The 21,720-nt window shown below is 40.8% G+C and carries 18 protein-coding genes; 4 read left to right on the forward strand and 14 right to left on the reverse strand.

Annotated features, from left to right (window positions below):
* Positions 1-101: 101 nt before the first annotated feature.
* The 9 genes from DBR40_RS10330 to DBR40_RS10370 all read right to left on the reverse strand — a co-directional run bounded on the left by DBR40_RS10330 (position 102) and on the right by DBR40_RS10370 (position 11,132).
* The gene (locus DBR40_RS10330) at positions 102-1,043 is read right to left on the reverse strand and encodes a helix-turn-helix domain-containing protein (RefSeq protein ID WP_124559670.1); all 942 of its coding nucleotides are present in this window, start codon (positions 1,041-1,043) and stop codon (positions 102-104) included.
* Positions 1,044-1,067: 24 nt separating this feature from the next.
* Positions 1,068-2,168, reverse strand: coding sequence for an efflux RND transporter periplasmic adaptor subunit (locus tag DBR40_RS10335; protein ID WP_124559671.1), 1,101 nt, complete (start codon positions 2,166-2,168; stop codon positions 1,068-1,070).
* Positions 2,169-2,179: 11 nt separating this feature from the next.
* Complete coding sequence (locus tag DBR40_RS10340; protein ID WP_124559672.1) at positions 2,180-5,464, reverse strand: efflux RND transporter permease subunit; 3,285 nt, start codon at positions 5,462-5,464, stop codon at positions 2,180-2,182.
* A gap of 13 nt (positions 5,465-5,477) precedes the next feature.
* Entirely contained in the window at positions 5,478-6,866 is a 1,389-nt protein-coding gene (locus DBR40_RS10345; RefSeq protein WP_124559673.1) for a TolC family protein, read from the reverse strand.
* Between the two features lie 186 nt (positions 6,867-7,052).
* Positions 7,053-7,469: an SRPBCC family protein gene (locus DBR40_RS10350; RefSeq protein WP_124559674.1), complete on the reverse strand. Its 417-nt coding sequence runs from the start codon at positions 7,467-7,469 to the stop codon at positions 7,053-7,055.
* Between the two features lie 277 nt (positions 7,470-7,746).
* On the reverse strand, positions 7,747-7,941 hold the full coding sequence (locus DBR40_RS10355; RefSeq protein ID WP_124559675.1) for a CPCC family cysteine-rich protein: 195 nt from the start codon (positions 7,939-7,941) through the stop codon (positions 7,747-7,749).
* 270 nt (positions 7,942-8,211) lie between these two features.
* On the reverse strand, positions 8,212-9,147 hold the full coding sequence (locus tag DBR40_RS10360) for a TolB family protein (RefSeq protein WP_124559676.1): 936 nt from the start codon (positions 9,145-9,147) through the stop codon (positions 8,212-8,214).
* Between the two features lie 218 nt (positions 9,148-9,365).
* Complete coding sequence (locus DBR40_RS10365; protein ID WP_124559677.1) at positions 9,366-9,758, reverse strand: hypothetical protein; 393 nt, start codon at positions 9,756-9,758, stop codon at positions 9,366-9,368.
* A 180-nt stretch (positions 9,759-9,938) separates the two neighbouring features.
* The gene (locus tag DBR40_RS10370) at positions 9,939-11,132 is read right to left on the reverse strand and encodes an SGNH/GDSL hydrolase family protein (RefSeq protein WP_124559678.1); all 1,194 of its coding nucleotides are present in this window, start codon (positions 11,130-11,132) and stop codon (positions 9,939-9,941) included.
* A 105-nt stretch (positions 11,133-11,237) separates the two neighbouring features.
* Between DBR40_RS10370 and DBR40_RS10375 the strand changes: the two genes are divergently transcribed.
* Together DBR40_RS10375 and DBR40_RS10380 are read left to right on the forward strand one after the other, a co-directional pair.
* On the forward strand, positions 11,238-12,056 hold the full coding sequence (locus tag DBR40_RS10375) for an alpha/beta hydrolase (RefSeq protein ID WP_124559679.1): 819 nt from the start codon (positions 11,238-11,240) through the stop codon (positions 12,054-12,056).
* 244 nt (positions 12,057-12,300) lie between these two features.
* On the forward strand, positions 12,301-12,555 hold the full coding sequence (locus tag DBR40_RS10380) for a hypothetical protein (protein WP_124559680.1): 255 nt from the start codon (positions 12,301-12,303) through the stop codon (positions 12,553-12,555).
* A gap of 73 nt (positions 12,556-12,628) precedes the next feature.
* Here the strand turns inward: DBR40_RS10380 and DBR40_RS10385 are convergent, their stop codons facing one another.
* The 4 genes from DBR40_RS10385 to DBR40_RS10400 all read right to left on the reverse strand — a co-directional run bounded on the left by DBR40_RS10385 (position 12,629) and on the right by DBR40_RS10400 (position 19,474).
* Positions 12,629-14,188 (reverse strand): heparin lyase I family protein, encoded by a 1,560-nt coding sequence (locus DBR40_RS10385; RefSeq protein ID WP_124559681.1) that lies wholly within the window; start codon positions 14,186-14,188, stop codon positions 12,629-12,631.
* Between the two features lie 109 nt (positions 14,189-14,297).
* A complete protein-coding gene (gene hepC / locus DBR40_RS10390) occupies positions 14,298-16,286 on the reverse strand; it encodes a heparin-sulfate lyase HepC (protein WP_124559682.1) in 1,989 nt (662 codons plus the stop codon).
* Positions 16,287-16,307: 21 nt separating this feature from the next.
* Entirely contained in the window at positions 16,308-18,260 is a 1,953-nt protein-coding gene (gene hepC, locus DBR40_RS10395; protein ID WP_124559683.1) for a heparin-sulfate lyase HepC, read from the reverse strand.
* Positions 18,261-18,274: 14 nt separating this feature from the next.
* On the reverse strand, positions 18,275-19,474 hold the full coding sequence (locus DBR40_RS10400; protein WP_124559684.1) for a glycoside hydrolase family 88 protein: 1,200 nt from the start codon (positions 19,472-19,474) through the stop codon (positions 18,275-18,277).
* Between the two features lie 413 nt (positions 19,475-19,887).
* On the opposite strand from DBR40_RS10400, the gene DBR40_RS10405 reads away from it, so the two are divergent.
* On the forward strand, positions 19,888-20,859 hold the full coding sequence (locus tag DBR40_RS10405; protein WP_233603849.1) for an ROK family protein: 972 nt from the start codon (positions 19,888-19,890) through the stop codon (positions 20,857-20,859).
* Positions 20,860-21,032: 173 nt separating this feature from the next.
* Here the strand turns inward: DBR40_RS10405 and DBR40_RS10410 are convergent, their stop codons facing one another.
* Positions 21,033-21,254, reverse strand: a complete 222-nt coding sequence (locus DBR40_RS10410; protein WP_124559685.1) for a hypothetical protein — start codon at positions 21,252-21,254, stop codon at positions 21,033-21,035.
* 229 nt (positions 21,255-21,483) lie between these two features.
* Here DBR40_RS10410 and DBR40_RS27265 point away from each other — a divergent pair, with 229 nt between their 5' ends.
* Positions 21,484-21,630, forward strand: a complete 147-nt coding sequence (locus tag DBR40_RS27265) for a helix-turn-helix transcriptional regulator (RefSeq protein WP_124559686.1) — start codon at positions 21,484-21,486, stop codon at positions 21,628-21,630.
* Positions 21,631-21,720: the final 90 nt, after the last annotated feature.

Raw genomic sequence — 21,720 nt, forward strand, 5'->3', positions numbered from 1 at the left:
CTGCAATTGTTGTGGCAACTTTTACGCACATCAGAAAACTGCCACAAAAATCCTTAGCACCTTTAGGAGCTCTTCGGATAAATACAGACGATTAGATAAATCTAGGTAGTTCTAAAATGTTTGGGTGTACATTGCATCTGGCGTTTAAAAAAGATGTTGAAATTGGCCGGATATTCAAAGCCCAGACAGTAAGCAATTTGTGCGATGTTCCATTCGGTATGTTTCAGCAAGGCTACAGCTTCTGTTGTTACCCGTCTCGAAATATGTTCGGAGGTAGTTTTGCCGGTAACTTCTTTTACGGCATGGTTTAAATGGTTTACATGCACCAGTAATCGGCAGGCAAAATCGTGTGCTGTTTTTAATTCGAGTATTTGCTCGGTAGAGCCAATAGGAAACTGTCTTTCCAGTAATTCGATAAATAAGGCAGTTAAGCGTACCGAGGCGTTATTTTGTTTCAGTAATTCGCCTTGTGGTTTTACTTTTAAAGCTTCGTGAACAATGAGTTGTACATAATTTCTCAGCAAATCATATTTGTGGATGTAATCACCATCCATCTCTTTCATCATTTTTAAGAAAATGTCGGTCAATACGACTTCCTGCTCTTCGTTGATGTGGATAACCGGACTATCGTTAATGCGCCAGAGTAACGAATCGCGCAGGGTTTCGTTGCGGTTATGGATAAAGTTTTCGGTAAACAGGCAAAAGTAGCCCGCAGGCTTTGGCGAAGTGCTTTCCCAGGAGTATGGAATATTGGGGTTGGTAAACAACAAGGCACGCCCCTTTATTTCAATCTCGGCATCGGGGTAATGTAATATCCCATTGCCAATAATTAAAGAAATCTTATAAAAATCTCTCCGGCTAAAAACCGAAGGCACATTGGTACAAACTGTAGTTCGGTTAAAAACGTTAAAGTGCCCAATGTCGTTAATCATCCCTAAGCTAGGCGTAGGAATTTCGGGACGGTTGATTTTTAGTTTATTGTAAAAATCCTCCAGGGTTTCGTTTTTCTGGAGGGTAGAAAGCTCCTGGTTTTTGGTTAACATACTGTAAGTGCTTATATCGTAAAGTTATGGTTTAATCGCCATTCCTTCGTGCATTTCTTCTGTAGGTTCTGCAACTAATTTGTCACCTTCAGCCAAATCGCCAAATACCTCAACACGGTCGTCTGTTTCGCGGCCTTTTTTAACCTCAACTTTTACTGCTTTATTGTTTTGCACTTTTAACACAAATAAACCTTCGCTGGTATCTAACAATGCTTTTTTGTTGATGATAAAAGTACTGGCATTGGCTGGTATCGGAATGCTTACTTCGGCTACCATGCCCGGTAACAATATTTTGCTGGCATTGGGTACGTCCATTTCAATACGTTCGGCGCGCAAGCGTAAATCTAAAGCTCCCGATAAGCGTTTCACTTTTGCTTTAAATATTTGGCTGGGTAAAGGCTTAACAGTAAAACTGATTTCGTCGCCCGCTTTCAGGTAACCCGTATAAATTTCGGGGATTGATACCGCTAAACGCAGGTTTTTCTGATCCTGCAAAGTAAAAATAGGCAAATCAGAACCTTTGCCCGATGGACCTACATAAGCCCCTAAATTTACATTCCTGGCAGAAATAATACCGCTAAACGGTGCACGGATGGTAAGGTAATCCTGTACAGAACCAACCTCTTTATAAGCTGCCTTTGCAGCCTCGAGCTGCGCCAAATCGGCGTTCTTTTTCGCCATGGCCTGATCGAGATCGTTGGTAGAAATGGTCCCCGGTGTTTTACTGGTTTCGTACAAACGGTTATAGTTGGCCTTGCTGGCAGTGTAAATGGCTTCCTGGGCTTTAACACGCGATTGGCTGGCCGAAAGTTGCGAGTTCAATTCGGGCGCCTCGAGGGTCATTAACAGCTGGCCTTTGCTTACCTCCGAACCGATATCTACCTTTAGTGTACGCACAAAACTGCTTACTTTGGCATATAAATCTACCTGTTGCAATGCAATTAATTCGCCCGGTAAGCTCAGTTTAGTAGATAATTTTTCTTTTTTAAGGTCGAATGTGGCAATAACCGGGGCTTGTTCTTTTTTTACTTCTCCCTTTGATTCGGCATGGCCACAACCATAAATAGCCGTGAGTAACAGGAAACCTGCACTTAATAAACCTGTTGAAAATAGCTTGGTATTCATTTGTGATGATTTTATTCGTTTTCTTCTAAACCTTTAATGTAATGGATGCTGTCTTTATCTTCCGGATCGAGCGACATCGAATCGGTAGTTTGCTTGCCTTGTACCCAGGCAAAAACCAGTGGTAAAATAATAAGTACAGCAAATGTTGAAGCCAGCAAACCGCCAATTACCGCCCTGCCCAGTGGCGAAACTGCCCCGCCGCCTTCTCCGTGGCCAATAGCCATCGGTAACATACCCGCAATCATGGCAATACTCGTCATAATGATGGGACGCAAACGTAAGGCTGCGGCTTCGCGGGCTGATTGGAGCGCATTTCCATTGTGTTTTCTCAACTGTTCTGCATTGGTAATCAGTAATACCGCATTGGCAATAGATACCCCAACCGACATGATAATACCCATGTACGACTGCAGGTTTAGGGTAGAGCCTGTAATGGTTAAGAGCAATAAAGAACCCAAAATAACTGCAGGTACCGTGGCTAAAATTACCAGGGGCACTTTAAACGACTGGAAATTGGCTGCCAGCATTAAAAATATCACTACAATGGCCACAAACAAGCCCGATTGTAAACTATCCAGCGTATCGGTAAGTACTTTGCTCATGCCAATGGCAGCAACATTTAAACCTCTTGGCAGTTCGCCTACACCTTTAATCGCTTTTTCTACATCTTTGGTGGCAGTGCCCAAATCAGTATGGTAAAGGTTTGCAGTAACCGATAAGAAAGGCATAGCGCCAATATTGTCGTTTTCGCCGGCAGTAGTATCGGGTGTAATCTTCGCTACATCGCTCAATACAGGTCTGGCCGAATTTTTCAATAAAGGTATTTCCCCAATATCATCTTTACTGGCCATCTGGTTTAAGGGCACCTGCACCTGAACATTGTAAGGTAAAGCCGCTTTTTCATCCAGCCAGATATTTTTATCGGTGTAACGCGATGATGAAGTAGAGGCAATCAGCGACCTCGAAATGTCGGCCATATCAATCCCAATTTGTGCCGCACGGGTTCTGTCGATTTCGATATTCAATGAAGGGTATTTAATGGGTTGTGCAATCTGAACATCGCGCATGTAAGAAATTTCTTTCAGCTCGGCCACAATTTTATTGGCGTATTGCGCATTCAGCTTTTTGTTTTTGCCCGAAATACGCACCTCTACCGGAGTAGGAGAGCCCTGGCTCAATACTTTATCAGTCAGTTCTATCGGTTCGAATGATAATTTAACATCGGGTAACAGTTGTTTAATTTTTGTCCTGAACTGGTCCTTAAAATCATCCATATCAGCTTCGTAATCTTTTAAGCTTACCTGAAATACAGCTTCGTGCGGGCCAGCCATGAACTGATAAATCGGGTTTACCGAAAACTGTGCAGGGTGTTGCCCCACAAAAACCGAAGATATGCTTACATGTTCTGCACCAACCATTTTTTTAAGTTCGGCCAAAACTACGTTGGCTTTTTCTTCGGTACGCTCCAAACGCGTTCCATCGGGCGCGCGCAAACGCAACTGGAACTGGCTCGAGTTAACGCGTGGTAAAACATCGCGACCTATATTAACCAGTAAAAGGGCTGCTAAACCAATAATAACCATCAGATAAGTTAACACGACAGGTTTCTTATATGGCAATATACGGTCGATAAAGCGCATAAAACGATTACGGAAACGATCGAAAACCCCAATTTTGCCATTGCCACTAAAATCTTCGCGCTCCACCAATACCCTTTTTTGGTTTAGGGTATCTTTTTCCGATTCGAGGGTAATGCCGGTAATTTTAAAATCAGCTTCATCCTGCGTAATGCCCGGATGGTGTTCGTTACCTTTTTTCGGGTGCGCAATCATCAGCCAGTTGGCCATAATGGGGACAAAAGTTTGCGAAAGCAAGAACGAAACAATCATCGAAAATCCAATGGCCAGTGCCAGGGGTAAAAATAAAGCCCCCGGTATGCCCGACATGGTTAAAGCTGGTGCAAAAACAGCGAGGATACAAAACAGGATCAGTAATTTAGGGAAAGCAATTTCCTTACAGGCATCCCAAATGGCCAGCGCTTTGGGTTTTCCCATATCAAAATGTTGGTGTATATTTTCTATCGTAACGGTCGATTCATCTACCAGGATACCAATGGCTAAAGCCAGTCCGCTTAGTGTCATGATGTTGATGGTTTGCCCGAATAATTTCAGGAACAAAACGCCGGCAATAATGGATGTTGGGATGGTGAGGATTACAATCAGTGCCGCACGCTTATCGCCAAGGAAGAGTAAAACCATCAAACCCGTTAAAATTGCGCCGATAGCACCTTCGCTGATCAGACTTTTTACTGCATTAATTACATAAACCGACTGATCGAACTCGTACGAAAGCTTTACATCCTCAGGTAAGGTATTTTGAATGTTGGGTAAGTTTTTCTTTAAGTTTTTTACCACATCCCAGGTAGAGGCATCGCCTGATTTTGCAATACTTAAGTACACTGAGCGCTTACCATTAACTAAAGCATAGCCGGCCACCAAATCGGCACCATCTTTAACGGTAGCTACATCGCGGAGCTGTAAATTCTGTACACTGCCTTTAAACAGGGGAATGTTCTCAAAATCTTTAACTTTTTTAATGGTATAGTTGGTAGGCGTAAGGTAGTTTTTATCGCCAATGCGCACATTGCCTGATGGAGCCGTTTGGTTATTGAGGCGGATGGCTTCAACCACCTGATCGACCGTTAAGTTGTGCGAACGCAGTAATGAGGGATTAACATTAATTTCTATTGTGCGCGGGCTACCACCAAAAGGGGCAGGAGACAGCAAACCCGGAATAGATGAGAAGCTGGGGCGCACATAAGTGTTGGCCAAATCCTGCAGTTCGTTGTTGGTGCGGATGGGGCTACTCAACACCAGCTGACCAACGGGAAGCGAAGAGGCATCGAAACGGATTACGAAAGGTGGCTGCGAGCCCGGCGGGAAAATGGCCTGTGCCCGCGTAGAGAGCGCGCTTAGTTCGGCCGCGGCCTGGGCCATATTGGTGCCTTCGTAATAGGTAAGTTTCATGAGCATTAAGCCCTGCGTATTTTTGGTTTCGATACTTTTGATACCGTTGGCAAAAAGCAGGATGTTTACATATTGCTTGCCGAAATATGCTTCCATCTGATCGGGCGTATAACCACCAAAAGGGTGGGCAATGTAAATTACCGGCAGGTTCATTTGCGGCAGGATATCAACCTTCACCTGGTTGATGGCTCCTATACCGAAAAAGAACAACCCGGCAACTAAAACCAGTATGGAAATGGGTTTGCGGAGTGCGAAACGTATTAAATTCATGTATTGGGGCAGATTAAAATTCGTTGATAAATAGGTCGTAGTTGCCAAGGGCTGCCGATTTTAACAGCAAAGCCTGCCAAACATTGGTATAGGCAATATCGCGGTCGGTTTCGGCGCGGTTGAGTGTAAAAAGTGCCTGGGTTAAATCAACCATGGTGGTTAAGCCATTCTTATATAAGGTGCTTTTTTGCAGGTAGGCATCCGAAGCGGCCTTTACCTGTACTGGTGCTTCGCGGTAATTGTCCATGGCATTGGTAAGTTTGGTTTCTGCCAGTGCCAGCTGGGCTTTTAACTGCTGATCGACCAGGTTATATTCTGCTTTTAAGCCCTCGCTAATGTATGCCTGCGCGCGTACCTGCGGACGGTTTTTAAGCAAGGTAGAGAGATTCCATGTTATTCCTATGCCAATCAAATAGTTACCCCTGGTTGGGTTGATCCCATCCAAATAGCTCGATGAAAAGGCAGTCTGATCTAAAGCATAACCCGAACTAAAACCCGAACCACGGCCCTGCATTACTCCAAATAAAGAAAGGGTAGGGTAATAAAGTTTTTTAAAATAATTGCCCTGTTCTTCACTTACCGCAATCCGGTTTTGGTAAAACTTTAAAAGCGGGTGGGCACTGTTAATGCTATCGCCTAGCAGATTTTTTGGAATGCGTGTAATCGATGCGGTATCTAAATCGTAAGTGGTGGCAGTGAGCCCCATTAAAACGCCTAAACGGTTGGCTTGTTCCTGCTCTAAATCTTTGGCTTTGGTTAAGGCAATTTTAGCATTCGAAACTTCGGCTTTGGCCAGCGATGAATCTACTCCGGCAATCAACCCGTTTTTAGCCCTGATTATAGCCGTATTTTGAAAGGTAACCGCACGTGCTAAATTCTTTTGCTGCGATTTGGTTAAGCGTTGCGCTGCCAGTAAATTAAGGTATGCTGCAGAAACGCGGATTTCCTGCTGAAATTTTTCCTGCTCCAGGTCGTTTTTATCGCGGTTGTAGGTAGCACTGGCAATTTTTATCCTTTCCTTAATTTTTCCGAAGGTGAAGAAATCCCAGTTAATGTTGGCCAGGTAAAGTGCACCAAAGGCCGCATTCCAGTTTTGCTTATCGAGCGCAGGCCCTGCCGATGCTGTACCCAAACCACCAAAGCCATACTGTGGGCCATTTTGGCCGTTAATGGTACCATAATCTTGCTGTGCACTAAGACTAAAATTAGGCAGGTATTCTCTTTTGGCTAGCTGGATGGTTGATTTGGATGCATTTGCATAACTATCTTTAGCTTTAATGGTGCCATAATTGGTTAAGGCCGTATTAACAGCCTGTTTTAAGCTGAGTGTTTGGGCATTTGCACCCGTGTACACATTAATAAATAGGAATAACGATAGTAGAAATAAAGATATACGATACATAGTGTATAATTTACACGGCAAATGTAAATTATGGTCACAATATCAAAGTATTCGGTTCAAATCAAAAATTATGCGAATCAAATAATAATCGAATTGTTACTGTAGGATTATTTTGGGATGATAAATTGCGTAAAAATGGCATATTCCTTACAGATAGGGTTAACCTGTAAGGAATATAGCTGAGCATTAAGATTCTTCGGTATATTTTTTAAAATTATCCAGAATGGCTTGCCAGCCGCCACGTTGCATTTCAATCGGGTTGGTGCCTTCCGGATCGAAAGTTTCGGTAACTCTGGTGCCTTCGCTTAGTGCGTCGAAAATGATACTTACCTTGCGGCCATCGCCCAGGGTGTATTCTATTTTTTTAAGCAAATCAACGGTGGTATAAGTACCTCCGAAATCAAAGCTCATGCTGCCATCTTTAGCGGCCATGGTGCTTTTAAATTCGCCACCAACCCTTAAATCGTTATCGGCATAAGGCGTATGCCAATCTGGTGAGGCAAATGCCCATTTTGTAATATGGTCTGGGTTATTCCAAAAGTCCCAAACTTTTTCAACAGGACTATTTACAGTGGTTTCTACAGTAATTGCATTGTTTTCCATTTTTTTTCTTGATTTAAATTGTTAATCAAAGTTATTGTAACTTTTACAACCTGAAAAGTGCAATTGCGACAAATATAAGGGGTGAAATACCCTCATTTAATTGACGACTTTTAGTTTATCCTGAACGCGTTCAGATTTGGAATAATTGTAGGAACACAATTTTAGCAAGTTTTTATTTCTCTTTTGTATAAAGAGATCGCCAAGTTTTCAGTGTTATCATTTAAGCAATAATAGGTTTAGTGATGAAATAGGATCAATCTCTTTTATCAAAGCCTCTTTATTCTCCGATCTTATCTTTTTCAGGTAGTCTTACAAAATGTAAAAATTCCCTCTCTGTTACTCCAAAAGACTTAAAATTCACTTTTGCTTGACGCAAAGAAATTGAATTTGGTCCCTCGTCATCATCAATATGCTCCTCTTGATAAAAATCTTTTTGCCAAAAAAAAAACCGGGCAGATAGTTGAAATCGCATCCTTTTGGATCGTATAAAAACTGCAACAAGCACATTTTATTTTCTGTATCCATATTTATTCCATGTATCGACTATCATAGCTTACTTAACTTTAATAATTATTGGTGATGGAGCATGACCTTATATTATAAGTAGTTTAATGTAAAAAATCAAACCTTTGAAGTTTTAAAGTAAACGGTATTGGGTTAAGAGAACTATAAATATTAAGTTCATTGGAGGGTTCTGAATTAACTTTCTTAAATATACTCTCTTAGCTATTATCTTCTAAGGTCAAGAACGAGGCATTAGTTTCAACTCACGCTTCTCTTTACCAGAAATATCTATTGAATAAATAGTTCCATCACCACTTTCGTCTGTAAAGAAAATCCTTTGAAGAGTAGAAGAGTAGCGAAGATTGGAGATGTTTGAATTAAATGAAAATATAGATTTTGTTTTCTGAGAATTCAATTCCATTATATACATTCTATTATAAACTGTGTACAATAAATGATTACTATCAATAAAAAATGGGTTTGAATAGTCTTCTGCCTTGTCGGAAGCATCATTTAAAGAGTAAATTCTCTTTGACATTCTTCCATCAATGGAGTTATATTTAAATATCCCGCCATTGTCTCCCGTAAAAACATAGAATGCGATAGTCGAAGCAGAATCTATATTCAAGTTACCTAATGAATAAGCATTTAGGTTTGTATATCTTTTAGACAAGCCAGAGGATATAGATGCGGAATAGATATCAAAATCACGCGCAGTTTTTGCTGTCACAATTGAATTATTTCCATACTCGTTTGCTGAACAATAAATTATACTATCTCCATTTGATTTAAAGATAGCCTCGGTTTTGATGCTGTTAGTGTCGGTTATTTTTTTAATTTTCCCGGAAATTATATTTCCAACGCATATTGAGCTATTTATGGAATTCTTTTCGTTTGAGACAAAAACAACATTTTTTCCATCGCCTGAAAACCTTGGATTGAGAAAAGAAGCTTCAGATGAGGAGCTGATTTTTTTCAAAACATAATTTTTCTTTATATCGTATATGTAGAGTGAAGCTTGCCCATTATTTATCCATGAGAATACAATCAATTCTCCATCTGAACTTACGTCAAAGTTACCAAAGCCATCCTCATGCTCAATATCCTTATTGAAACAACCCGAAATTGCAATGACATGCACAATAAGAAACAGGCAATATATATACTTTTTCATATTTTACATGTTAAACTTCGTTCAAAAATAAGAAGAGCCATTATATTGCCTCAATCATCCTTACGTTCTAGCGCCAGCTTAGGAATACATAAACAATAGAAGCAACGCCTGTTGTGTTACAAAAGTCTGCCCTCCCGCTCCTCCTAAACTGTTATATTACTCATCATTGTATCATATCACCTAACTATTGTCATTTCTATTGTTACACCCTTAGAGCGCTATGATTTCGCTAATATTTCATCATATTCCAAATTGGAATTAATAACCCTATCTTCAATCAGCCACTTATTTTTTCCAATTCTATAATTCCCTGCAACAACATAAAATATGTTATTTTCAGATTTAATTTCAAAAATTTTAAATCCTAAATCTTTTCTGTAATGGATTAGTTTTTTAGGGATACATCTAGTCAATTCTCCTATTTCTATTCCTTTCAAAATATTGGGTAAATCCAAATATGCTACTGCTGAAAATTCTATATCAATATTGCAATCATAGAGCTCGTTGGAGTCATCTTGATCTGGGAATTTCATTGGGCTTCTTAGTATCAGAAAACTATGGCTAACTGTATAAGCCCAAATTTGAAAAACTCTATTTAATATATCACTCATAATTTTAAACTTTAAAATGGTTTTGGAACTACCTGGTAGCTTCCGTTGGTAAACTTGAATTGTTACTTTGTTGAATTCAAACCTTAATTTTGGTCTAAATCAATCTTCAGCAAAAACCTTTAGGATTACGATTTCAAGATTAGGAATAGTAAATCTAGATCAACAAAATAAATTAAACCATCAATTCGAATTTACCAAAAAGTAAGCAATACGGCAGGCATAACCCACTGATTTTTGGTTATGATACTCGCTAATGCGTACACTTAATTTGTGTTCGCCACCACCCAGCTCATCGCCAAGCAGCAAATACCAGGGTAAATGCAGGCTTGTACTCCATTGGCTAAACAAATCGATCGTTTTTTCTGCTCCGTTATCAATGCGGTAATGCAGCATACCAGCATCGGGACCTGATAGAACAGCAATACCCACAGCATTGCCTTTAAAAATTAAATCGAAAGTACTGTTTCGGGTAGTGCTTTCGAGCACGGGGATATTTACAAAACCATCACGTGTACCCACGCCGTCATTTGGTTTCCAGCTTTTGTTGATGTTAAAGGTGTTTAAATTTTCGGCGGCAGTAACGTTAACATATTGCCCTTTGGTATAGGCAAACTTGTCTAAAATTTTAGGTATGCTACCATTAGCTTTCTTCGCAGTGTTTTTCTGGTTTTCTTCCAGATAGGTTTTAATGGTATTAAAATAAAGCTGCTGCCCAAAGGGCGAAGGGTGCAGGTTTTTGAAATCACCAGCCCAGCTAAATTCTTTGCTGGCAATGCGTTTATCTACTTCCAGTGCGAGGTTAATAAAAGGCAGGTGGTAATATTCGGCTAAATCACTGTGTACTTTTACTTCTGTTGGTACCTGGCCTTTATCGAAATCATCATTTTTATCTTCGTCGGCAAAAGCCATCAATACGATATTGGTTTTTGAGTTTTTACTCAATGTATGTCTGATAATGCCTTCTAATGCACGGCGCTGTGTCTTTTCTGCAGTTTGGTTTACATGGTCGTTAACCGCCGACTCGATAAACAGGAGGTCTATTTTTCCACTGTCCAGTACATCGCGCTGAAGGCGGAAACTATGCGGCAAACTACCCAACGATGGGATACCAGCATTGATAAATTTAAATTTGCTTTGCGGGTAGGTTTTAGACAGGTAATTGCAAACCATTGCGCGCCAGCCTTCCATATTGGTAATCGATCCGCCTAAAAAAGCAACAGTTACAGGTTCGCTTTTTTGAAGTTTTTCGGCGAAGTTGTTGCTGTAGCCGTTAAAAGTAATGAAGTTGGCAGCTTGCAGCTTATTTTGTGCAATGCTTTTAGTCATAATTGTGGTTACCAGCAGGGTAACACAAAGAAAAGAGGTCAGTTTCATTTTTGATTAGAAATAAACCAAAAGTAATAAAATTAACACCTGGCAAAGAATGTAGCTTAATTTTATAAATTTAGCATCATATTATAACCTCATTAAAAATAACGCATGAAAAATAGCTTTTTAGTAGCCATTTGTTTATTCCTGTTTACCTGTGTTGCTAACGCCGCCGAAGTAGATACTGCTGTAACGTATAGCAAATCGATGAAAAAAAATATCAATGCAGTAGTGATTAAACCCGATAGCTATAAAAGCGGAAAATCGTACCCTGTGGTTTACCTGCTACATGGTGCCGGAGGCAGTTATGCCGAATGGGTTAAAAAAGTGCCGGGAATTAAAAACCTGGCCGATCAGTATCAGTTTATCATTGTATGCCCTGATGGTAATGTAACCAGCTGGTATTTCGATAGCCCGGTAGACCCCGAATGGAAATACGAAACCTATGTGGCTACTGAGTTGGTGAGCTACATTGATGAACACTATAAAACCATTGCCGAAAAGAAGGGCAGGGCCATAACCGGCTTAAGTATGGGCGGGCATGGTGCATTTTACCTGGCCATTAAGCATCAGGATGTATATGGGGCTGTGGGGAGCATGAGCGGTGGGGTAGATATTAAACCTTTTCCTAACGGATGGAATATTTCGAAAAGATTGGGTAAACAGGATGAGTTTCCGGAGCGCTGGAAACAGAATAGTGTAATTGATATGATTTATCTGATTAAGCCCGGAGCGCTTGCTATAGCGTTTGAATGTGGTGTAGACGATTTTTTCTATAAAGCCAATATACGCCTGCACGATGAATTGCTGTACAACAACATTCCACACGATTTTACCACCAGGCCCGGCGTACACAATTGGGATTACTGGGCAAATGCAATTAAATTTCAAAGTGTTTTTTTAAGTAATTATTTTAACCAGAAACCTTAAACCGGTTGCGGGCTGCCGGTTCGAATAATTAATCCGTTTTGTTGTTGATAAACAGTGTTTTATAAGTTGTATTGCTGCTGAAAGTATTGTTGTGTGGTCGAAATCATACGTTTCGAATTGAAATTGATACATGATTTACCCAAAAAATTAACTTTTAGATTACATGAAAAATACAGACTTACCATATTTTTGACTGTTCGCGTAATCTTATTTATAAAGCGGGAAACAAAGATTTAAAACAAAAATGAAATACTTAGTCAAAGAAATAAGTGAGGGAAACTGCGATATCACTTTATTGCCGGAAAACTTAAATGACCGAAATCTTTTAGCCGAAACAGCCAAACACCTTCAGGGCGATTATCAGGAAGCTATTCAAACACACTATGAGCACGCATTAAAAAACGAAGTTCACAACGGTGCAGCTTTTGTTTCGTTAAACAACGAGCAAAGCAATTATCCGAAAAGAGTAAATGTAAATTACCAGATCATTTTAAGCTAAGCAGCTTAATTTGTTGTAAAAGGCTTTCTTTAATGGTAAGGAAAGCCTTTTTTGTTTTTAAATATAAGGTAAGCTAAGGCAATTGAAGTACCTGGCCGTTTACCTGAAAATCGTTAAGCCCCACCAGTAAATTACCACTGGTTGCCGTGGCACCATAGGCATATAACCTGAAAGTTACGGCTGTATTGATATTGGTAAGAGCTGCTGCATTGAACGATATGAGCGTAGGCGTGGTGGTACCGCTAATGCTAACCGGTGCAGAAATGTTGCTGGCATAATTATCTACACTGGAGCGCAACACAAACTGATTGGGATGCGTAGTGCTGCCCCTAAGCACTGTAAACTTAATATCGCTAAAATTAAAATAATAACCACTTTTTGGCTCTAAACGGAATTCGTAATATTCAGTAAGATCAATCGCGGTTGGTGTACTGGCCGATGATGCATTTGCCCAACCACCCAACAAATAACGCCCGCTTGGCCCCGGGGTACTGCCCGACATGCCCGATGCAGCGAGTGTAGACCGCGAAAAATCAGACCAGGGCGTACCCACCACATTATCGGCAGGGTTTGGCGCCGGACTTGTGCTGTTAACATATACAATGTTTTGCGGATCCTGATACTTAATATAAGGATGCTGGTAAATGTTGCTGGTGTTGTTATAACTGGCAGGCAGGCTTACGGTACCCGCTTTGGTATAGGGCCCATCCAAATAAGCCGGGTTAGCATCCGGAACACTGTTTCCCCAAATCAGGCCATTGCTGGTAGGTGGGTAGTTCAGGTTAATAATCCGTAAATCATCGTGGTATACAATACGTGTAAGGTTGGGTGGCACTACGTAAACACCCCATTTAACATAACCAACGTTTCCACTGCCTACATCGCCGGTAAAAGTAACGGCATTATTCCTTTCGTTGGCTAAAGTAAAATCTGTTTGCCCGGGCAATTTCATGTAAATTTTCATAGATCCGGTTGCGGTAGTGGCCCATTTTACATCTACCCTGAACTGTATCCACTGGTTTACCGATGGGCGTATATCGCTAAGGATGTCTACTACCGTTTTGGTATTATCCATATTGCCATAAACCACGCGCATTGCATTGCGCTGCGTGCGGATTTGGAGTGGAACGGCTTCGCCTCCCGACATTTTTAGCTGAAAAATATTGGTTTCATTAATCGGGTCGCCGGTATTCCAGGCTGTCCAGTCTTTTAACAATACACTAAACTCATACCGGCGTTCCTCGCCAGGTAAATAGCAGCTTACAGGTACGCCGTTGCTTGCTGCTTCGCTGCGCCAGTTGCCATCAGAGTAGTAGGTAGAATCGCCATAGGTTACTTTGTGTGCAATGGCATAATTTCCGGTAGCGCCTGATGATACAATGTATGCCGCATCGGCCGCTGTGGCATTGGTAGGTGTTAGGCCGTTAATGCCCGAGTTAAGTGTGCCGCTTTCGTAATTGATGTTTAAAATGGTATCGCCGTAGCCATAGCTTGCAGGAGCGCTTCCACTCATTCTGGAAATTGGTTTAAACGTTGTTGTGCTTTTTTCGCTTTGGATTTTACTGCACGCACCCGCTAAAAATAATACGGCAATAGCCATATACTTTTTAAAATAGACTGTTTTTTTTCTCATATGTTTTTTGGTTAGTAAGGCTTGGTTGTAATTTTTTAGATCATCTTATTCTTTTTTATCTGTAAATAAAAAGAGGTAACGTATAACCATTACCTCTTAACTTTAATCACTATGGAGTGGTGTTGCCACCGTTCAGTTTTGCTTTTAGTACACTTGTTTTGCCATTAATGCTAACTGAGATATTGATGTTGCCATTTATATAATCGTTACCGGCATTTTCTTTAATCTTTATTTCTGGTGCTTTGCTGCCGTTGTATGGATAAACTATGCTTATAAATTGCTGTGTTTTATCGTCGCTTTTTGGCTTTTCGAATACAAATGCCGGACGTTTCATTTCTTTACCATACTCGTATGAAACTTTTCCATCCTCCTCATGTAAAGTAATTTTATCTGTATTAAGCGATTGGATTAACAGGTTATTGCCGTCGGTATAAGTAGTAAAAACCTTGTTGTTCGCTTCATCAAATACCGGTTTGCTATCTTCTTTGAGTTGGAAATGTACACCCAGGTTACCGGTAGCGGTGCCCAGGGCCTCATCAAACACCAAAAAATATTTTTGATCGATGAACATTACCGTTCTGCGGTGGTCTAAATTTTTGTAGCTCGGATTGGTAAAGGTTAAAATATCCAGGTTTTTACTGCTTTGCCATTTGTTTTGTAGGGCATTCGTAATCAGCATATTTTGGTTATCCAAAGTTAGCGTGCTGTGTACCCGGGTTTGGCGGTACCAGTTGCGTTGTTTCATAATTTCGGCATCGCCACTGTAAACAAAGCAGCCCGCATCCGGTGTAAAATTGCGGCCATTTACCCAAAGCTCAAAAGTGCCGTTATCTGGCTGCGCGTGGAACTCGGCCGGAGGGCTTGCTTTAAGCATTAAAATAGTAGAGGTACTATCCCAACCGTTCCGGAATGTATAAAAACCAGCGTTGCTTAATGCGTTCGATAACCAGTTTGGTTTTTTACCTGCCTGGCCATCGCTGGCAAAATATTGAATAAAAGGATTTTCGGGAATCATAGCTGCCCACGATTGAAACTGCTTTAAACGAAGCTTTTTCTCCCTGATCCACGAGTCGCCAAACATGGGCTGGTTATAGTTAGGGAAGGTGATGTTGATAAAAGCCATGGCCATTTTTTCGATGGTTTGTTTGTAGCTGGCCGGAAACTCGCCCGCTACGCCTGCTTTTTGCGCACCCTGATAAGCTTTAATAAAAATATCAATCGCTGCGGCATGGTAAACCGGCGATAGTTCATACTGTACACCATCGGCCAGTACCTGCTTTTTAATCTCTGCATTTAACACATCGATGCCGCTTTTACGCCAGGCCGGCGCATTTTTAAATTCGGGTAACGATGCACCAGCAAATAAGGTACGTTGAGCTTCAAATAAGCGGTGATTACCCTCTGCAGCATAATTTTTAGGCAGGTAATCGGCCTGCTGACCGTAGCTTTTTAAAAAGGTTAATAAAAATGCCGGAGTAAAATTGGGCGAGTTGATGAAAAAACTCAGTGTAGGTATTAAACTTTGAATGCGGTCTGATACTTCAAGCGGACGCCAGGCGTACTTATCATTATCTGCCGATAAGCCCTGGGGATTTTTTTTCATCCAGTCTTCAAACTGGAGCATCCATTCTTTGGCATATTGCTCATTGTGGGTATAACGATAAGTTATTGCCATGGGCATCCACCATTTAACACGGTGTAGCTGCCAGCGCACTTCGTTATCTTTTACCGGCCAAAGCTGCCAGTTAATATCCTGCCCAAAATCAAAATAGCCATAACTTTCCTGCGTTTTAAAAAGATGTTTCAGGGCATTATCGGCAGTTTCCTTAGTTTTAGGGGCTAACTTATCCGTATCAATTGGTGTTTCCAGATTACTTAAATCGGGTTTAGCACCCAGTTTATTTCTGTAGTAACGCAAAAGTACTTTGCCTGCTTCCTCGTATTGGCCGGCTTCTACCGCTTTCTTTACCTGCTCCAGGCCCGGATACCCCAGGTTAATCAGGTCAAAGCTTTCTTTGCTAATGTTACTTTGGGCCTTTGCAAGCGTACCGGAGAGGAGAAAGGCACAAAAGAAAATTTTTGCTTTAAAACGTATCATGTTTATGTTGCTAAGGTGTAATTAGAGTTGTTGTTTAATGGTTTTTTCCTTGCCGTTTATGGTTAAGGTCAGGTCTATTTTTCCGGTTTCGAAATTATTGCCTGCATTTTCTTTTAACCATGCTTTAGGGGCGTTGGTGCCGGTATAGGGCATTACCAGGCTTACAAAAGTACCCAGCTTACCTGTAAGCTTCTCTTGCTCAAAAACAAATGCAAGGCGTGCAGCCTCTTTCTGGTATTCGTAAGAAACAAAGCTTTCTTCCTCCTTAAGGTTAATACCCGTTTTGTTTAATACCTGTATGCTCAGGTTGTTGCCATCAGCATAAGCGGTATTAAACTGAAGGTTGTTTTTATCTACAACAGCTTTGGCATCCTCGCCAAGCACATAATGGATGCCCAATTTACCGGTTAATGCACCATTGGCCTTGTCGATAATGATAAAGTACGACTGATCGATAAAAAGGAAGGTACGCTGATGATCTAAACCTTTATAGCCCGGATTGCTGTAGCTCAGTTCCTGTACATCACCAACGGGTTGCCACTTTATTAATTTGGCGTTATTTTCAATGGTTTTATCATCAAGCATGAGGGTTTGATGTGCTTTGGTACTGCGGTACCAGTCTCTTTTACTGTTTTCCTGATTGCCTACATTAGCATAAATAAAGCTGCCGGCATCGGGCGTAAAATTGCGTCCCTTAACCCAAAGTACAAAGTTGCCATTATCAGGGTGTGAGTGAAATTCGGCCGGTGGCCCTGCCTTGATTTGCATTACGGTAGCTTTTTGGTCCCAGCCATTTCTAAAAGCGTAGAAACCTGCATTGTTTAGCGCACTGGATAAATATGCAGGTTGAGCGCCCGATTTGCCGCCGGTAGCAAAATAGGCTATTTCGCTATTCCCAGGAAACACTTCAGCCCAGGCCTGGTAGTTCTTCATCATCTGTGTTTTGTTGGTGATAAACGAATTGCCATACAGGGGGAAAGTATAATCCGGAAACGAAAATTTAGGCACTGCCGTACACATTTTCTCTACCAGGTTGCGGTAACTCTGAGGGAAATCGCTTGCAGTTCCGGCATCTTTGGCCATTTTTAAAGCACGCAAAAATGTGCTAATGGTACCAATATGATAAGACGGCGACAACTCGAACTGTACACCATCGGGGTAAACCTGTTTCGTAATTTCGGCATTTAGTACCGTTATACCACTTTTGCGCCAGGTATTGGCCTGGTTAAATTCAGGAAAACTGGTACCTGCCAAAAGCAAATGTTCTGCTTCGTACAACCTGTGATTGCCCATATCGGTATAGTTGGCCATTACATAATTGGCTTGTTCGTTATAAGCATTTAGAAAAGCCAATAAAAATTTTGGCGTAAAATTTGGCGAATTAATAAACTGGTTAAAGAAAGTAGCCCAATTGTTTAACCTAAACGAAACTACAAAAGCTTTCCAGGCGTAGTCTTTATCATCGGCGTAAGCGCCTTGTTTGTTCTTATTAATCCAGTCTTGCACCTCAAAAACCCATTCTTTAGCGTAACGTTCATCGCCTGTGGCTAAATAAACGGTACCCAGCGATTCCCAGAAAGTTGTGCGGTGCAAAAAAGTGTTCAGCAACTGGTCTTTAACCGGCCGAAACTGCCAGTTAATGTCTTTCCCGTAATCAAATGTGCCGTAACCTTTGTGCGGTTTAAATTTGTGCAGCAAAATATCATCGGCAAGTTGTTGCGTATTGGGGTTTACCTTTTGGGTAGTTTGGCCAGGGCTTAACGCGGCTTTGCTTTTGCGGAAATAAGCCAGCAACTGTGTGGCGGCTTTTTCGTAGTCGTTTTTAGCCATAGCTTTGGCCACATTTTCGAGGCCGGGGTGCGACAGATTTATACTGCCGAAGCTATTGCTGCCTAAAGGTTGCTCCTGGGCATATAAAGCAACGCCCGAAAGGCAAAAAAGGCAAGCCGTTAACAATAATTTCTTTAACATCATTTTTATGGGCTTTGTTAACCTTTAATTTTTTTATAACGATTTAAGGCCTCCAGGTAATAATAGTCGGCATAATCAAGAGGGGTATCTATTTCCGAATTGTATAAAAAAGCACCTACACTGTGTTTCAGGATAAAATATTGGTTTTCTCCTGGTTTAGCCAAATAAGCGTCGGATGATAGCGTTTTCAAAATATCTTCGGCGTAGTTAAAATATTTTTGACCATCTTTTACCTGGGTGCTTAAATCGAGCAGGGCCGAGGCAATTACTGCGGCAGCCGAGGCATCGCGTGGAGCTGCACCATCGGTATCCAAATCATCGGCGTTGTGTACATCTAAATCCCATGCCGGAATCTTATCTTTCTGTAAGCTGGGATGGTTCATAATAAATTTGGCAATGTTTTCGGCCTGTGTTAAAAAGGCCGGGTTTTTACTGTTTTTATAACACATGGTATAGCCGTATAAACCCCAGGCTTGTCCGCGGGCCCAGGCCGATTCGTCTGTTAAACCCTGGTGGGTGGCTTTTTTCAATACTTTTCCTGTTGCTGCATCGTAATCTACCACATGGTAAGAGCTAAAATCTTTGCGGTAATGGTTTTTCATGGTGGTGGTAGCATGTGCATTGGCTATAGCAGCATAGTTAGGGCTGTTAAATGTTTTGGCGCCCCAATATAAATATTCGAGGTTCATCATGTTATCGATAATTACAGGGTAATGCCACCAGGCGAAATCCCACGAACGGATTACCCCAACTTTAGGGTTAAACCTCGCTGCAAGGTGCTTTGCTCCATCGGCTAATACCGGTAAATAGGCTTTATCGCCGGTTAGCCTAAAAGCATTGCCGTACGAGCAGTAGAGCATAAAACCCAAATCGTGCGTATTGGTAATGTTGCGGATCGAATCTAGCGCCAGCGTAAATTTTTTAGCTTCATCTGCCAGGTTCTGATCGCCGGTAAGCTCGTATCCATACCATAAACTGCCCGGAAAAAAACCGGTGGTCCAATCGGTTAAGCCAGCAATCCTAACGGTTCCATTTGGATTTACAGAACGCGGATTTTGGCCCGGTTTATAGGTTTGGCTAGCCTTGTTCAACTGAAATGCAATGATATCAGTGGTTTTTTTTAGCCAGCTTGCCGGCGGGTCGTTTTGTACGGGCGCAGCGTAACCATTTAATAAGAGTGTAGTAGCCAGCACTATTAAGCAAAAAGCTTTTTTCATTGTGTTAAGGTTTGAATCTTTGATATTTGTTGATAATTGTTTTATAATTGTGAAATTAGGGGCATCGGTACATAAACACTTTTGATTATTACCATAAATATTTTGAATTTGATTAAAACCTCATTTTTATGGGCTGATTAATACATTCGAAATGAAATCATGTTTTTTTTGAAGGGTAGGATAGTAGTCGTTAACCAATGTTAAAATATTTTGAGCCAAAACCTAAGCCCTTAAAGCACACTGCGTTTTATTTTTAGCCCTGATTAAAAAGGATAAATATGGTGTCGATTCAATGGCAGGAAGCAAAATTGCTGAGCAGGAATAATGCTTAGGCAAAACTGCCAGCCAGAGCAGGGTTTGGAATTGACAAAATTACCCTAAAACAAAAACAGAAAGACTAAAACCACAAACAAATGATAACTTTAAACAATACCAACATGGATCAATCTTATGCCATTGGAATTGATGTTGGCGGCTCGTCGCTAAAATGCGGGGTAGTGAACCAGCAGGGAGAAATTTTATATTCCACATTAATTTCGTTAAAAAAGGCAAAAACACAGGGTGCAATTATTGCACTTATTGTGGAGGCGATCCAAACCTGCGCGTCAAAAGTTAAGCACCCTATTCTGGGCGTTGGAATAGGATTTCCGGGAACGATATACAACAATAAAATTATTGCCGGTGCCGACAATTTACCCGGCTTTAAGCAACTGGCCCTGGGCGAAATTTTGCAGGATGTAACCCGTTACAATATTATAATGGATAATGATGCCAATTTGATGGGGCTTGGCGAAATGACTTATGGTGCAGCGAAAGATTGCAGTGATGTTGTTTTTCTTACCGTAGGCACGGGAGTAGGAGGGGCTGTTATGATCGATAATAAGTTGTACGGTGGGTTTAGAAACAGAGGAACAGAATTGGGGCATATTATTGTGCAACACAACGGTTTAGCCTGTGCATGTGGCGCTAAAGGATGTTTAGAAGCCTATGCTTCGGTAACAGCTTTATTAAAACACTACCAGTTTATTCATCCGGGGATACCCGAAACAGACGAAGTTGATGGCAGGTACATTATAGAAAAGTACTTGGAGGGAGAAGAATATGCGGTTAAAGCAATGGAACTGCATTTCGATTACCTGGCTACAGGTATTACCAGCTTTATCAACATCTTTAGTCCCGAAAAAATTGTAATAGGTGGAGGCATAAGTGAAGCCGGCGCTTTTTATACCAGAGAGATAGAACGGAGAATTAAAACATTAGCCGTTCCGGTTGCATCAGTTAATGCATTGGTTGTGCCGGCTAAACTGGGTAACAAAGCCGGTTTGCTGGGCTGTGCCGCTAACGTTTTTCAAAAATTTAAAGTATTTGATTACGCCACGAAATAATAGTGCCGGGGCTGGCATTTAGAAAAAATATAAAAATTGTTTTTTAAGCCCTGGTTTATACTGTGACAACTTTTACTGTGACAAAAAAACTGTCACAACAAAAGTTGTCACAAATTTGTGTGCAAATTTTAATAGAGATTAAAAAGTGCCACAATTAAAACAGATTAGTTTAGTTAATGTGATCTATACTTTTCTTCTACTTTTATTCCACGGTCAGTTACCAACTTAAACATCTTGTCTGAATTAAGGTAATCGCCTTGATTGTAGTAGATCACACCCAATAAATAGGATGCATCATAAACTGATCTGCTTTTTTGAGCAAGATAAAGTGGGATGGATTTTTTGCCAAACCTTATGGCATTTTTCTGGTCCTTAGCATAATAGTAGTTCGTCATTAAATTATAGTAACTTTCAGGATCATTAGGGGTATTCTTTTAAATATTGTTTTCCCTTCATTATTGCTATATCATACTTTTTTTGATACAAGTAGCAGGTAATGATATTCCTTTTCGAGGATGAATCACGAGGATTAATGGCCAGCGCTAAATTAAAATTTTCAATGGTAAGACCTATTTATTATATATTAGACCCATCCCGAAATTATATTTATAATCATGTATTAGTATGAATAAAAGGTTAGGGAAAACTTTAAAACAATTCAGACAGAAATCTGGACTTACACAACAAGAGATTGCAGAAATATTATTCGTTAGCAGGCCAGCCTATATTAAATGGGAAAACGATATAGGTACACCAAGTTTCCTGCATTGATACTGCACTACAACATTACTTTCGAAGATTTTATAGACGATGTGGTTAAAGTTTAACTCCCAATAGTCCTCGTTTTTAACGAGGACTATC

This window comes from Pedobacter sp. KBW01 (genome assembly GCF_003852395.1).
In the GTDB taxonomy this organism is placed as follows: Bacteria; Bacteroidota; Bacteroidia; order Sphingobacteriales; family Sphingobacteriaceae; genus Pedobacter.

Bases quoted from the DNA above. Each gene is read 5' to 3' on its own strand.
- hepC (WP_124559682.1), bottom strand. From the start codon at position 16,286: ATGATACGTTTTAAAGCAAAAATTTTCTTTTGTGCCTTTCTCCTCTCC.
- DBR40_RS10335 (WP_124559671.1), bottom strand. From the start codon at position 2,168: ATGAATACCAAGCTATTTTCAACAGGTTTATTAAGTGCAGGTTTCCTG.
- DBR40_RS27265 (WP_124559686.1), top strand. From the start codon at position 21,484: ATGAATAAAAGGTTAGGGAAAACTTTAAAACAATTCAGACAGAAATCT.
- DBR40_RS10360 (WP_124559676.1), bottom strand. From the start codon at position 9,147: ATGAAAAAGTATATATATTGCCTGTTTCTTATTGTGCATGTCATTGCA.
- hepC (WP_124559683.1), bottom strand. From the start codon at position 18,260: ATGATGTTAAAGAAATTATTGTTAACGGCTTGCCTTTTTTGCCTTTCG.
- DBR40_RS10355 (WP_124559675.1), bottom strand. From the start codon at position 7,941: ATGCGATTTCAACTATCTGCCCGGTTTTTTTTTTGGCAAAAAGATTTT.
- DBR40_RS10345 (WP_124559673.1), bottom strand. From the start codon at position 6,866: ATGTATCGTATATCTTTATTTCTACTATCGTTATTCCTATTTATTAAT.
- DBR40_RS10385 (WP_124559681.1), bottom strand. From the start codon at position 14,188: ATGAGAAAAAAAACAGTCTATTTTAAAAAGTATATGGCTATTGCCGTA.
- DBR40_RS10400 (WP_124559684.1), bottom strand. From the start codon at position 19,474: ATGAAAAAAGCTTTTTGCTTAATAGTGCTGGCTACTACACTCTTATTA.
- DBR40_RS10350 (WP_124559674.1), bottom strand. From the start codon at position 7,469: ATGGAAAACAATGCAATTACTGTAGAAACCACTGTAAATAGTCCTGTT.
- DBR40_RS10375 (WP_124559679.1), top strand. From the start codon at position 11,238: ATGAAAAATAGCTTTTTAGTAGCCATTTGTTTATTCCTGTTTACCTGT.
- DBR40_RS10330 (WP_124559670.1), bottom strand. From the start codon at position 1,043: ATGTTAACCAAAAACCAGGAGCTTTCTACCCTCCAGAAAAACGAAACC.
- DBR40_RS10340 (WP_124559672.1), bottom strand. From the start codon at position 5,464: ATGAATTTAATACGTTTCGCACTCCGCAAACCCATTTCCATACTGGTT.
- DBR40_RS10370 (WP_124559678.1), bottom strand. From the start codon at position 11,132: ATGAAACTGACCTCTTTTCTTTGTGTTACCCTGCTGGTAACCACAATT.
- DBR40_RS10365 (WP_124559677.1), bottom strand. From the start codon at position 9,758: ATGAGTGATATATTAAATAGAGTTTTTCAAATTTGGGCTTATACAGTT.
- DBR40_RS10410 (WP_124559685.1), bottom strand. From the start codon at position 21,254: ATGACGAACTACTATTATGCTAAGGACCAGAAAAATGCCATAAGGTTT.
- DBR40_RS10405 (WP_233603849.1), top strand. From the start codon at position 19,888: ATGATAACTTTAAACAATACCAACATGGATCAATCTTATGCCATTGGA.
- DBR40_RS10380 (WP_124559680.1), top strand. From the start codon at position 12,301: ATGAAATACTTAGTCAAAGAAATAAGTGAGGGAAACTGCGATATCACT.